We start from the raw sequence: 10,551 nt of genomic DNA, 5'->3' as shown, positions 1-10,551 counted from the left end.
AGGTCGCCGATATAGACGATATTGTCGTTCTTCAGGCAGTTCGCCGAACGCACCGACAATTCGAGTTCGTCCACCTTCTTGAGGAAGGCCGGGTTGAAGGCGAGGTCCGGAATCGATTCCGCCACGACTTCCTTGCGCGGCTCTTCGAAATTCACGAACACATTGAGCTGGTCCTGCAGGATGCGCGCGGCATAGGCCAGCGAATCCTCAGGCGACACGGCGCCGTTGGTCTCGATCACAAGGGTGAGCTTGTCGTAGTCGAGGATCTGACCCTCGCGGGTGTTCTCGACCTTGTAGGAGACCTTCTTCACCGGCGAATACAGGCTGTCGACCGGGATCAGGCCGATCGGCGCATCTTCGGGACGGTTGCGCTCCGAGGTGACATAGCCCTTGCCGGTGTTGACGGTGAACTCCATCCGGATTTCAGCACCCTCGTCGAGGGTGCAGAGCACCAGGTCCGGGTTGAGGATCACGATGTCGCCGACTGTCGAGATATCGCCCGCGGTCACGACGCCGGGTCCGTTCTTCTTCACCACCATGCGCTTGGGGCCCTCGCCCTGCATCTTGATGGCGATGTCCTTGATGTTGAGGACGATGTCGGTCACGTCCTCGCGCACTCCAGGAATCGACGAAAATTCATGCAGCACGCCGTCGATATGCACCGACTGCACCGCCGCGCCCTGAAGCGACGACAACAGAATGCGTCGCAGCGCGTTGCCGAGAGTCAGTCCGAAGCCGCGCTCGAGAGGCTCCGCCACCAGCGTCGCTTCGCGCCGTGGATCGGCGCCGGCCGATACCTGCAGCTTGTTCGGCCTGATCAGTTCCTGCCAATTTTTCTGGATTGTCACGTTTGCACCCATCGCCTTGATCGGCTCCTGCGTAACCCGGGTCGCTTCGAAAGAACCGCCTCCGTGAGACGCGTCGGCGGCGGCGGACGTTGCGTCCTGCCGCCGGGTCAGAATATCGCTCATACCCTGCGCCGCTTCCGTGGCCGGCAGCCGTTATGCGGGATCGGCGTCACGTCGCGAATCGAGGTGATCGTGAAGCCGGCGGCCTGCAGCGCACGCAGCGCGCTTTCACGACCTGAGCCCGGTCCCGACACCTCGACTTCCAGCGTCCGCATGCCGTGCTCGGATGCCTTCTTGGCGGCGTCCTCGCTCGCGACCTGCGCCGCATAGGGGGTCGACTTGCGCGAGCCCTTGAACCCCATGGTCCCCGCGGTCGACCACGCAATGGTGTTGCCTTGCGCGTCGGTTATGGTGATCATGGTGTTGTTGAAGCTGGCGTTCACATGCGCGACGCCGGAGACGATATTCTTGCGTTCCCGGCGGCGGACGCGCGTTACTTCTTTGGCCATTCTCAATCCTTTCGCAGCGCTCCGAGTTTCGCGAAAATACTTCGCGACCGGGAGCGACCGGTCCGAAAATTACTTCTTCTTGCCTGCAATCGCCTTCGCGGGACCCTTGCGGGTGCGCGCATTGGTGTGGGTACGCTGACCGCGCACCGGCAGGCCCTTGCGGTGACGCAGGCCGCGGTAGCAGCCGAGATCCATGAGGCGCTTGATGTTCATAGCGGTCTCGCGGCGAAGATCGCCTTCAACCGTGTATTCCCGGTCGATCATTTCGCGGATCTGCAGCACTTCGGCGTCGGTCAGCTGCGACACACGACGTTCATACGGCAGGTGTAGCTGCTGCATGATGTGATTGGCCGATTGCTCGCCAATGCCATGAATGTACTGAAGCGCGACGACGACGCGCTTGTTGGTCGGAATATTGACGCCTGCAATACGGGCCACGATCTCGCTCCATGTGCCGACGGCCGTTGTGGGCCGCCGATCAGCCTTCCTGCTCTGTCCGTGTCTTTCGGAGGGGTCCGCAAACGACTATCACGACACCTTGCCCCCGATTCTTACGGGGCCCGGTATCGTGCATACGATCTCCCACTGAATGTCGCGGTATGTACGAATTCACCGGCGTTTCGTCAACCTCCGGCCGCGTCCGGAACGAGCTTTTGACGCCCCGCCCCGTACCGACTTTCTACCCTTGACCGCCTTGTGCCGCGCGCCGGCGGTTTTGGCCGCTTTTGCGGACTTGGCCTTGGAACCGGCCTTCCGGCTGCGCGCTTTGGTAGCCTTTTTAGCCTTTGAGACCCCCTTGGACGCGGTTTTTGCCCCTTTTGAGGTCCCCCTGGACGCCGCTTTTGATGCCGACTTGGAACCCGGCCGGGCCGCAGTTCCACGCGCCGGGGGTTTGCGACCGGCCGGCCGCCGGCCCGGAGCCCGCCGCGACGCGCTCTTGCGGGCTGACGCCTTCTTGCGGGCTGCCGGAGCGGCCAGAAGCGTTCCGATCGCCTCCGTCACCGAATCGATTGCCGCCATGCCGTCAGTGGTCCTGAGGAGGCCCTTCTTGCGGTAGAAGTGCGACAGCGGGGCGGTCTGGGCGTGATAGGTATCGAGGCGCTTTTTCAGCGCCTCGGCATTGTCGTCCGCCCGCACGACCTCTCCGCGGGCCTGCATCTCCGCCGCTCGCTTCTCGATCCGCTCCAGCAGAATCTCATCGTCGACGACGAGTTCGACCACGCCGTCGAGCTTCTGCCGCTTCTTCGCGAGCAGCGCCTGAAGAGCCTCGGCCTGCGCCACGGTGCGCGGAAAGCCGTCCAGGATGAAGCCCTTCGCGGCATCCGGCTGCTGGATCCGCTCCTCGATGATGCCGACCACCACCTCGTCGGGCACCAGTTCGCCGCGCGCCATGATATCTTTCGCACGCAGCCCGATCGGCGTTTCGGCTTTCACCGCGGCGCGCAGCATGTCGCCGGTGGAGAGTTGCACGATGCCGTGCTTCTCGACAAGCCGCTGTGCCTGAGTGCCCTTCCCCGCCCCCGGCGGTCCGAGCAGGATCAGTCTCATCTTCGTCGCCCCCGCAACTTCGATTTCTTGATCAGGCCTTCATACTGATGCGCGAGCAGATGTCCCTGCACCTGCGCAACCGTATCCATGGTCACGCTGACCACGATCAGGAGCGACGTGCCACCGAAATAGAAAGGCACCGCGGCGTAGGAGATCAGGATTTCCGGAATGATACAGACGATCGAAAGATAGATCGCACCGATCACCGTAATGCGCGTGAGCACGTAGTCGATATATTCCGCCGTCCGCTCGCCCGGCCGGATACCGGGAATGAAGCCGCCATGCTTCTTCAGGTTATCCGCGGTCTCGGTCGGGTTGAAGACGATCGCTGTATAGAAGAACGCGAAGAACACGATCAGCGACACGTAAAGAACGAGAAACAGCGGCCGGCCGTGGCTCAGTTGCGTGGTGATTTCCGTCAGCCAGCTCGGACCCTGGCCGGCATTGAAATTCGCGATCGTAGTCGGCAGCAGCAGCAGCGACGACGCGAAGATCGGCGGAATCACGCCCGAGGTGTTGAGCTTGAGCGGCAGATGCGAGGTCTGCCCCTCGAACATCCGGTTGCCGACTTGCCGCTTCGGATACTGGATCAGCAGCCGACGCTGTGCCCGCTCCATGAAGACGATGAAGGCAGTCACAACGACCGCCATGATGATGACGATCAGGATCAAACCGGTGGACAGCGCACCTTGGCGGCCGAGTTCGAGCGTGCCGGCAATGGCCGACGGCAATTCGGCGACGATGCCGGCCATGATGATGAGCGAGATACCGTTGCCGATGCCGCGCGAGGTGATCTGCTCGCCGAGCCACATCAGGAACATGGTGCCGCCGGTCAGCGTGATGACCGTCGAGATGCGGAAGAACCAGCCCGGATCGCTGATAACGTTGCCCGCGCCCTCAAGTCCGATCGCGATGCCATAGGCCTGCACGGCGGCAAGAAGCACGGTCAGGTAGCGCGTATACTGGTTGATGGTTTTGCGGCCGGCCTCGCCCTCTTTTTTCAGGGCTTCGAGCGTCGGCGACACCGTCGTCATCAGCTGAATGATGATCGAGGCCGAGATGTACGGCATGATGTTCAGCGCGAAGATCGCCATGCGCTGAATGCCGCCACCCGCGAACATATTGAACATTCCCAGGATGCCACCGGCCTGGGTACGGAAGATCTGGTCCCATGCGGTGGGATCGATGCCGGGAAGCGGAATATAGGTTCCGAGGCGGTAGACCAGCAGCGCGCCGAGCGTGAACCAGATTCGCTTTTTCAGCTCCTCGGCCTTGCCAAGCGCGGAGAAGTTGATGTTGGCCGCAAGTTGTTCCGCTGCTGAGACCATGCTCGCTCCTGACCCGCGTTAGCCCCGATGGCGCCCCGGCGCCGTCATATAGGGATCACGCGGGCTTTTTGCCCGCAGGCTTGGCCGGCTTTTCAGCTTTGGGGGCCTTGGCAGCCGTGTCGTCGGCCTTCTTCTTCGACGCCGCTGCCGGCGCTGCCTCGACGATTTTCGGCTTGTCGAGACCGGCCGCGAACCGCGCATTCTTTCCGCGCGGCTCCGAGGACTCCTCCTTGGCGGGCGCGAGGATCTTCACCGATCCGCCGGCCTTCTCGACCGCGGCAATCGCGGACTTGGAGGCACGCCACACCGTGAAGTCGACCTTGGTCTTGAGTTCGCCGCCGCCGAGCAGCTTCACGCCGGCGCGCGCGCGGCTGAGGATGCCGGCATTGACGAGGGTATCCACATCGACCGGATTCTTGGCGTCGAGCGCGCCGGATTCGATCGCGGCCTGGACGCGGCCGAGATTGATCTCGTTCAGGTCGAGCTGGAATGCGGTGTTCTTGAAGCCGCGCTTCGGCAGCCGCCGATGCAGCGGCATCTGGCCGCCTTCGAAACCCTTGATGCGGACGCCGGAGCGCGCGGTCTGGCCCTTGCCGCCGCGACCGCCGGTCTTGCCCTTGCCTGAACCGATACCGCGCCCAACGCGGGTGCGCTGTTGTGACGAGCCGGGCCGGCCGGCCAGCTGATTGAGCTTCATCGCTTACTTTCCTTCCTCGACCACGCGGACGAGATGCGCCACCTTCGCGATCATGCCGCGGGTGGACGGAGTGTCCGGCACGTCCTTGGTGCGGCCGATCTTGTTCAGCCCAAGCCCGATCAGCGTCGCACGCTGACTGGCCTCGCGGCGGATCGGGCTGCCGGTCTGCTGGACCTTGATTGTCTTGTTCGCTGCCATAACGCGTTGCCTTCCGGATCGCTACGCCGATTACTCGGCCGTCGCCTCGATACCCTCTTCGCGGCGCCGGGCCTGCAGGGTCGAGACCTTCATCGAGCGACGCGCCGCAACCGAGCGCGGCGAATCCTGGTGCTTCAGGGCGTCGAAGGTTGCCCGCACCATGTTGTAGGGATTGGACGAACCCAGCGACTTCGCCACCACGTCCTGCATGCCGAGCGATTCGAACACCGCGCGCATCGGGCCACCGGCGATGATGCCGGTACCGGCCGGAGCCGCGCGCAGCTGAACCTTGCCGGCGCCGTGACGGCCATACACGTCATGATGCAGCGTGCGGCCTTCGCGCAGCGGAACGCGGGTCAGGTTGCGCTTGGCGGCGTCGGTCGCCTTGCGGATGGCTTCCGGCACTTCGCGCGCCTTGCCGTGTCCGAAACCGACCCGGCCCTTCTGGTCGCCCACGACGACCAGCGCGGCAAAGCCGAAGCGCCGACCGCCCTTCACCACCTTGGCGACGCGATTGATGTGAACGAGCTTGTCGATGAATTCCGACTCTTCTCGTTCGCCGCGCTCGCGCCTGGGTTCTCGTGCCATATCGTTCGTCCTTCGGGTGCTTTGTGCCCGGTTAGAAGCTCAATCCGCCTTCGCGCGCAGCGTCGGCGAGCGCCTTGATGCGCCCGTGATACATGTAGCCGCCACGGTCGAAGACCACGTTCTTCACGCCCTTCTCGGACGCGCGCTCGGCGACCAGCTTGCCGACGACCTTCGCCGCCTCGACGTCCGCGCCGGTCTTGCCGGCCTCGCGCTGCGACTTCTCAAGCGAAGACGCAGATGCGAGCGTGATGCCCTTGGTGTCGTCGATCACCTGAGCATAGATGTGTTTCGACGAGCGATGGACCGTCAGCCGCATGCGGCCGTTCGCCGCTGCCTTGACGGCCCTGCGCACGCGCGACTTGCGGCGCTCTGTAGGGGACTTGTGTGCCATATGAAGTGACCTTGATCGTTACTTCTTCTTGCCTTCCTTGCGGAAGATGAATTCGCCAGCGTATCTCACGCCCTTGCCCTTGTAGGGCTCCGGCGGCCGGTAAGAACGGATTTCAGCCGCGACCTGCCCGACCTTCTTCTTGTCGATGCCCGTCACCACGATCTCGGTCGGCTTCGGGGTCGCAACCGCGATGCCCTCCGGGATCGGATACAGCACATCGTGGCTGTAACCGAGGGCAAGCTGAAGGTTCTTGCCCTGCACCGCCGCACGATAGCCGACGCCGGTGATCTCGAGCCTGCGCTCGAAGCCCTGGGTAACGCCGGTCATGATGTTGTTCAGGTTCGCGCGGGTGGTGCCCCACAGCGCGCGCGCCGCCTTCGATTCGTCCTTGGGATCGACCTTGATCTCGCCCTTGTCCATCTGGACCGCGACCCGATCGTCGAAAACAAGCGAAAGAGCGCCTTTCGGCCCCTTCACGTTGATGGTCGAGCCGGACACGTTGGCGGTGACGCCAGACGGAACGGAGACCGGTTTCTTGCCGACGCGGGACATCAGAACACCGTACAGAGCAGTTCGCCGCCGACATTGGCGTCGCGCGCGGAATGGTCCGCCATGACACCCTTCGGGGTCGAAAGGATCGAAATGCCAAGGCCGTTATTGACCCGCGGCAGGTTCTTGACCGCCACATAGACGCGGCGGCCAGGCTTGGAGACGCGGGAAATCTCGCGGATCACCGGCGTGCCGTCGAAATACTTGAGCTCGATCTCGAGCTCGTTGCGTCCATCGGAGTGTTCGACGGTCGAATAGCCGCGAATATAGCCCTCCGACTTCAACACTTCGAGCACGCGCTCGCGCAGCCGCGATCCGGGCGCCGACACCTTTTGCTTGTGGCGTTCCTGCGCGTTGCGGATGCGGGTGATGAGATCGCCGATTGGATCGTTCATCGCTATCTCCTTCTCACCAGCTCGACTTCACGAGCCCGGGAATCAGGCCCTTGTTGCCGAGCTCGCGCAGCGCGATACGCGACAGCTTGTGCTTGCGGTAATAAGCACGCGGACGTCCCGTGACCTCGCAGCGATTGCGCACGCGCGTGGGCGCGGAATTGCGCGGCAGTTCCGCAAGCTTCAGCGAAGCCTGGAAACGCTCCTCGAGCGGCTTGGTCTTGTCGTTGACGATCGCCTTCAGCCGGGTGCGCCGGCCGCCAAACGACTTCGCCATCCGGCGGCGCCGCTTGTTCTTCTCGATCGAACTCTTCTTCGCCATCAAAGTCTCCTGACTATCCGCGTCTGAGAGGGCTCAGCTCTCACTGCCGGAAGGGGAAGTTGAATGCAGCGAGCAGCGCGCGCGCCTCATCGTCGGTGCGCGCCGTCGTGCAGATCGTGATGTCCATGCCCAGGGTCTCCTGGGCCTTGTCGTAGTCGATTTCCGGGAACACGATGTGTTCCTTCAGGCCGAGCGAGTAATTGCCCATGCCGTCGAAGCTCTTCGGGTTCAGCCCGCGGAAGTCCCGCACGCGGGGCAGCGCGATATTCACCAGACGGTCGATGAAGTCGTACATCCGCGCCTTGCGCAGCGTCACCTTGGCGCCGATCGACTGACCGTCGCGCAGCTTGAAGGTCGCGATCGACTTGCGCGACTTGGTGATCACTGCCTTCTGGCCTGCGATCAGGCTCAGATCGGCGGCGGCATTGTCGACCTTCTTGCGGTCGTTGACCCCCTCGCCCACGCCCATATTGAGCACGACCTTGGTGATCACCGGCACCTGCATCGGATTGGCATAGCCAAAATCCTTGGTCAGCTTGCTGCGGATGACCTGGTCGAACTCGGCCTTCAGGCGCGGCACATAGGCGCCCGCCTGCGAACCGGTCTTGGCGGCTTTCGGCTTTTCGGTTTCAGCCATCGATCTCAACTCCCGAACGCCGTGCGACGCGAATCTTGCGGCCGTCGTTCATGCTCTTGAAGCCGACGCGGGTCGGCTTGCCATCCTTCGGATCGGCAATCGCGATATTGGACAGGTGGATGCTCGCCTCTTTCGAGATGATGCCGCCTTCGTTCTGCGGGGTCTGGCGCTGGTGGCGCTTGACCATGTTGACGCCGCGAACGAGCGCGCGGCCCTCGGTCGGCTGCACCGAGATCACTTCGCCGGTCCGGCCCTTGTCGCGGCCGGCCAGCACGATGACCTTGTCACCTTTGCGGATTTTCGCCGCCATCACAGCACCTCCGGTGCGAGCGAAATGATCTTCATATGGTTCTTGGCCCGCAGCTCGCGCGGCACCGGTCCGAAGATACGGGTGCCGACCGGCTCCTTCTGGTTGTTGATCAGCACCGCCGCATTGCGGTCGAAGCGGATCGTCGAACCATCGGCGCGCTTGATGTCCTTCGAGATGCGCACGACGACCGCCTTCATGACGTCGCCTTTCTTGACGCGGCCGCGCGGGATCGCCTCCTTCACCGAAACGACGATCACGTCGCCGATGGTGGCGTATTTCCGCTTCGAACCGCCCAGCACCTTGATGCACATGACGCGGCGCGCGCCGGAATTGTCGGCAACGTCCAGGTTAGTCTGCATCTGAATCATGGGGCACCCAATCCTTCATTCGCCGCCAGCGCGAGAGAACGCGCTTACAGCACCTTTTTCTTTTTCTCGCCCTGAACGACCGCCCAGCGCTTCAACTTCGAGATCGGCTTGTGTTCCTCGATCCAGACCATGTCGCCGACCGAATATTCGTTGGTCTCGTCATGGGCATGGAACTTGGTGGTACGCCGCACGGTCTTCTTCAGCACCGGATGCGTGAAACGGCGCTCGACGCTGACGATGACCGTCTTGTCCTGCTTGTCGCTGACCACGAGGCCATGCAATTGACGCTTCGGCATGATGGGCCCCTTACTTCGCTTTCTTCTGGCGCGCGATGGTCTTCAGGCGCGCGATGTCGCGGCGTACCTGGCGCACCCGCGAGGTGTTTTCGAGCTGACCGGTGGCCCGCTGGAAGCGCAGGTTGAACTGCTCCTTCTTCAGCTTCAGCACCTCGTCGTCGATCTGGTCGACGGACATGACCTTGACGTCGGCGGCCTTCATCGTCGTCACTCCGCAATACGCTGGATAAAGCGCGTCTTGATCGGCAGCTTGGCGGCGGCGAGATGAAGCGCCTCCTTGGCAAGCGCGATCGGCACGCCATCGATTTCGAAAATGATGCGGCCGGGCTTCACGCGGGCGACCCAGAGCTCCGGCGTACCCTTGCCTTTACCCATGCGCACCTCGATCGGCTTCTTCGACACCGGCACGTCCGGGAAGATGCGGATCCAGACGCGGCCGGCGCGCTTCATGTGGCGCGTGAGAGCACGGCGTGCCGCCTCGATCTGGCGGGCGGTGATCCGCTCGGGCTCCATCGCCTTCAGACCGAACTGGCCGAAGTCGAGCGCAGTGCCTGACGAGGCGACGCCGTGAATGCGTCCCTTGAAGGCCTTGCGATATTTGGTTCGCTTGGGTTGCAGCATGACGTTTACTCGTTATCCGGCAGTCATTTCGCGCCGCGGACGTCCCGCCTCGGCCTCGTTCATCTTCTTGTCCTGCGCCATCGAGTCGTGTTCGAGGATCTCGCCCTTGAAGATCCACACCTTGACGCCGCAGGTGCCGTAGGTGGTGAAGGCGGTCGCAACGCCGTAATCGACGTCGGCGCGCAGCGTGTGCAGCGGCACCCGCCCTTCGCGATACCATTCCAGGCGCGCGATTTCGGCGCCGCCCAGGCGGCCCGAGCAGTTGATGCGGATGCCTTCGGCGCCGAGCCGCATTGCGGTCTGCACCGCACGCTTCATCGCACGGCGGAAGGCGACGCGGCGCTCGAGCTGCTGGGCGATCGACTCGGCGACCAGCTGGGCGTCGAGCTCCGGCTTGCGGATTTCAACGATGTTGATCACCACGTCCGACGCCGTCAGCTTCGCAACCGACTTGCGCAGCTTCTCGATGTCGGAGCCCTTCTTGCCGATCACCACGCCCGGGCGCGCGGAATAGATCGTCACCCGGCACTTCTTGTGCGGGCGCTCGATGATGATCTTGGATACCGCGGCCTGCTTGAGCTGCTTCATCAGCTCCTTGCGGATCGCCATATCCTCATGCAGCAGCGTGCCGTACTCGTTCTTGCCGGCATACCAGCGCGAGTCCCAGGTCCGGTTGATGCCGAGCCGAAACCCGATCGGATTGATCTTCTGACCCATCCCAAATCTCCTTAGGCCGCTGCCTGCTCGACCTGACGAACAACGATCGTCAGGTGAGAGAACGGCTTGAAAATACGCCCCGAGCGGCCGCGACCGCGTGACGCCCAGCGCTTCATCACCAGGCCCTTGCCGACATGGGCTTCCGCCACGATCAGGTCGTCGACATCGAGGTCGTGATTGTTCTCGGCATTGGCGATAGCCGATTCCAGGCACTTCTTGACGTCGACCGCGA

At 63.1% G+C, this 10,551-nt stretch carries 20 protein-coding genes; all 20 read right to left on the bottom strand.

Annotation, left to right across the window (positions count from 1 at the left end; all coding sequences use genetic code 11):
• Positions 1–860 (bottom strand): DNA-directed RNA polymerase subunit alpha (locus AC5I5I_RS26105; protein WP_495978137.1); only part of this gene is annotated, 860 nt, incomplete at its 3' end.
• A gap of 107 nt (positions 861–967) precedes the next feature.
• The gene (gene rpsK / locus AC5I5I_RS26100; protein WP_495978133.1) at positions 968–1,357 is read right to left on the bottom strand and encodes a 30S ribosomal protein S11; all 390 of its coding nucleotides are present in this window, start codon (positions 1,355–1,357) and stop codon (positions 968–970) included.
• 69 nt (positions 1,358–1,426) lie between these two features.
• Positions 1,427–1,795 (bottom strand): 30S ribosomal protein S13, encoded by a 369-nt coding sequence (rpsM, locus tag AC5I5I_RS26095; RefSeq protein WP_495978131.1) that lies wholly within the window; start codon positions 1,793–1,795, stop codon positions 1,427–1,429.
• 171 nt (positions 1,796–1,966) lie between these two features.
• Positions 1,967–2,905 carry an adenylate kinase gene (locus tag AC5I5I_RS26090; RefSeq protein ID WP_495978129.1) on the bottom strand — a complete coding sequence of 313 codons (939 nt, stop codon included), beginning with the start codon at positions 2,903–2,905 and terminating at the stop codon, positions 1,967–1,969.
• On the bottom strand, positions 2,902–4,233 hold the full coding sequence (gene secY, locus AC5I5I_RS26085) for a preprotein translocase subunit SecY (protein WP_495978127.1): 1,332 nt from the start codon (positions 4,231–4,233) through the stop codon (positions 2,902–2,904). Before secY ends, AC5I5I_RS26090 begins: the two co-directional genes overlap by 4 nt.
• A gap of 55 nt (positions 4,234–4,288) precedes the next feature.
• Positions 4,289–4,930, bottom strand: coding sequence for a 50S ribosomal protein L15 (rplO, locus tag AC5I5I_RS26080; RefSeq protein ID WP_495978125.1), 642 nt, complete (start codon positions 4,928–4,930; stop codon positions 4,289–4,291).
• Positions 4,931–4,933: 3 nt separating this feature from the next.
• A complete protein-coding gene (gene rpmD / locus AC5I5I_RS26075; protein WP_495978123.1) occupies positions 4,934–5,128 on the bottom strand; it encodes a 50S ribosomal protein L30 in 195 nt (64 codons plus the stop codon).
• 30 nt (positions 5,129–5,158) lie between these two features.
• Positions 5,159–5,716 carry a 30S ribosomal protein S5 gene (gene rpsE, locus AC5I5I_RS26070; protein WP_495978121.1) on the bottom strand — a complete coding sequence of 186 codons (558 nt, stop codon included), beginning with the start codon at positions 5,714–5,716 and terminating at the stop codon, positions 5,159–5,161.
• A gap of 31 nt (positions 5,717–5,747) precedes the next feature.
• A complete protein-coding gene (rplR, locus tag AC5I5I_RS26065) occupies positions 5,748–6,107 on the bottom strand; it encodes a 50S ribosomal protein L18 (RefSeq protein ID WP_495978119.1) in 360 nt (119 codons plus the stop codon).
• Positions 6,108–6,125: 18 nt separating this feature from the next.
• On the bottom strand, positions 6,126–6,659 hold the full coding sequence (gene rplF, locus AC5I5I_RS26060) for a 50S ribosomal protein L6 (RefSeq protein WP_495978117.1): 534 nt from the start codon (positions 6,657–6,659) through the stop codon (positions 6,126–6,128).
• Positions 6,659–7,057: a 30S ribosomal protein S8 gene (gene rpsH / locus AC5I5I_RS26055; RefSeq protein ID WP_495978135.1), complete on the bottom strand. Its 399-nt coding sequence runs from the start codon at positions 7,055–7,057 to the stop codon at positions 6,659–6,661. The genes rplF and rpsH overlap by 1 nt, the downstream gene beginning before the upstream one ends.
• 7 nt (positions 7,058–7,064) lie before the next feature.
• Entirely contained in the window at positions 7,065–7,370 is a 306-nt protein-coding gene (gene rpsN, locus AC5I5I_RS26050; RefSeq protein WP_495978115.1) for a 30S ribosomal protein S14, read from the bottom strand.
• A 40-nt stretch (positions 7,371–7,410) separates the two neighbouring features.
• On the bottom strand, positions 7,411–8,007 hold the full coding sequence (gene rplE / locus AC5I5I_RS26045) for a 50S ribosomal protein L5 (RefSeq protein ID WP_495978113.1): 597 nt from the start codon (positions 8,005–8,007) through the stop codon (positions 7,411–7,413).
• Positions 8,000–8,317, bottom strand: a complete 318-nt coding sequence (rplX, locus tag AC5I5I_RS26040; protein WP_495978111.1) for a 50S ribosomal protein L24 — start codon at positions 8,315–8,317, stop codon at positions 8,000–8,002. Before rplX ends, rplE begins: the two co-directional genes overlap by 8 nt.
• Complete coding sequence (rplN, locus tag AC5I5I_RS26035; RefSeq protein ID WP_495978110.1) at positions 8,317–8,685, bottom strand: 50S ribosomal protein L14; 369 nt, start codon at positions 8,683–8,685, stop codon at positions 8,317–8,319. Before rplN ends, rplX begins: the two co-directional genes overlap by 1 nt.
• A 44-nt stretch (positions 8,686–8,729) precedes the next feature.
• Positions 8,730–8,981 (bottom strand): 30S ribosomal protein S17, encoded by a 252-nt coding sequence (gene rpsQ, locus AC5I5I_RS26030; RefSeq protein WP_495978108.1) that lies wholly within the window; start codon positions 8,979–8,981, stop codon positions 8,730–8,732.
• Positions 8,982–8,991: 10 nt separating this feature from the next.
• Positions 8,992–9,192, bottom strand: a complete 201-nt coding sequence (rpmC, locus tag AC5I5I_RS26025; protein WP_495978106.1) for a 50S ribosomal protein L29 — start codon at positions 9,190–9,192, stop codon at positions 8,992–8,994.
• The gene (rplP, locus tag AC5I5I_RS26020; protein WP_495978104.1) at positions 9,189–9,602 is read right to left on the bottom strand and encodes a 50S ribosomal protein L16; all 414 of its coding nucleotides are present in this window, start codon (positions 9,600–9,602) and stop codon (positions 9,189–9,191) included. The genes rpmC and rplP overlap by 4 nt, the downstream gene beginning before the upstream one ends.
• Positions 9,603–9,614: 12 nt before the next feature.
• Positions 9,615–10,319: a 30S ribosomal protein S3 gene (gene rpsC / locus AC5I5I_RS26015; protein WP_495978102.1), complete on the bottom strand. Its 705-nt coding sequence runs from the start codon at positions 10,317–10,319 to the stop codon at positions 9,615–9,617.
• 11 nt (positions 10,320–10,330) lie between these two features.
• Positions 10,331–10,551, bottom strand: a 221-nt coding sequence (locus tag AC5I5I_RS26010; protein ID WP_495978100.1) for a large ribosomal subunit protein uL22, incomplete at its 5' end; no start/stop codon positions are given.

This window comes from Pseudorhodoplanes sp. (assembly GCF_059499825.1).
Note: the sequence above shows the minus strand (reverse complement) of the source record. Positions and strands in the feature narration are given on the sequence as shown.

Excerpts from the sequence above, each read along its gene's own strand:
- rpsK (WP_495978133.1), bottom strand. The coding sequence starts at position 1,357 with ATGGCCAAAGAAGTAACGCGCGTCCGCCGCCGGGAACGCAAGAATATC.
- AC5I5I_RS26090 (WP_495978129.1), bottom strand. The coding sequence starts at position 2,905 with ATGAGACTGATCCTGCTCGGACCGCCGGGGGCGGGGAAGGGCACTCAG.
- secY (WP_495978127.1), bottom strand. The coding sequence starts at position 4,233 with ATGGTCTCAGCAGCGGAACAACTTGCGGCCAACATCAACTTCTCCGCG.
- rplO (WP_495978125.1), bottom strand. The coding sequence starts at position 4,930 with ATGAAGCTCAATCAGCTGGCCGGCCGGCCCGGCTCGTCACAACAGCGC.
- rpmD (WP_495978123.1), bottom strand. The coding sequence starts at position 5,128 with ATGGCAGCGAACAAGACAATCAAGGTCCAGCAGACCGGCAGCCCGATC.
- rpsE (WP_495978121.1), bottom strand. The coding sequence starts at position 5,716 with ATGGCACGAGAACCCAGGCGCGAGCGCGGCGAACGAGAAGAGTCGGAA.
- rplR (WP_495978119.1), bottom strand. The coding sequence starts at position 6,107 with ATGGCACACAAGTCCCCTACAGAGCGCCGCAAGTCGCGCGTGCGCAGG.
- rplF (WP_495978117.1), bottom strand. The coding sequence starts at position 6,659 with ATGTCCCGCGTCGGCAAGAAACCGGTCTCCGTTCCGTCTGGCGTCACC.
- rpsN (WP_495978115.1), bottom strand. The coding sequence starts at position 7,370 with ATGGCGAAGAAGAGTTCGATCGAGAAGAACAAGCGGCGCCGCCGGATG.
- rplE (WP_495978113.1), bottom strand. The coding sequence starts at position 8,007 with ATGGCTGAAACCGAAAAGCCGAAAGCCGCCAAGACCGGTTCGCAGGCG.
- rplX (WP_495978111.1), bottom strand. The coding sequence starts at position 8,317 with ATGGCGGCGAAAATCCGCAAAGGTGACAAGGTCATCGTGCTGGCCGGC.
- rplN (WP_495978110.1), bottom strand. The coding sequence starts at position 8,685 with ATGATTCAGATGCAGACTAACCTGGACGTTGCCGACAATTCCGGCGCG.
- rpsQ (WP_495978108.1), bottom strand. The coding sequence starts at position 8,981 with ATGCCGAAGCGTCAATTGCATGGCCTCGTGGTCAGCGACAAGCAGGAC.
- rplP (WP_495978104.1), bottom strand. The coding sequence starts at position 9,602 with ATGCTGCAACCCAAGCGAACCAAATATCGCAAGGCCTTCAAGGGACGC.
- rpsC (WP_495978102.1), bottom strand. The coding sequence starts at position 10,319 with ATGGGTCAGAAGATCAATCCGATCGGGTTTCGGCTCGGCATCAACCGG.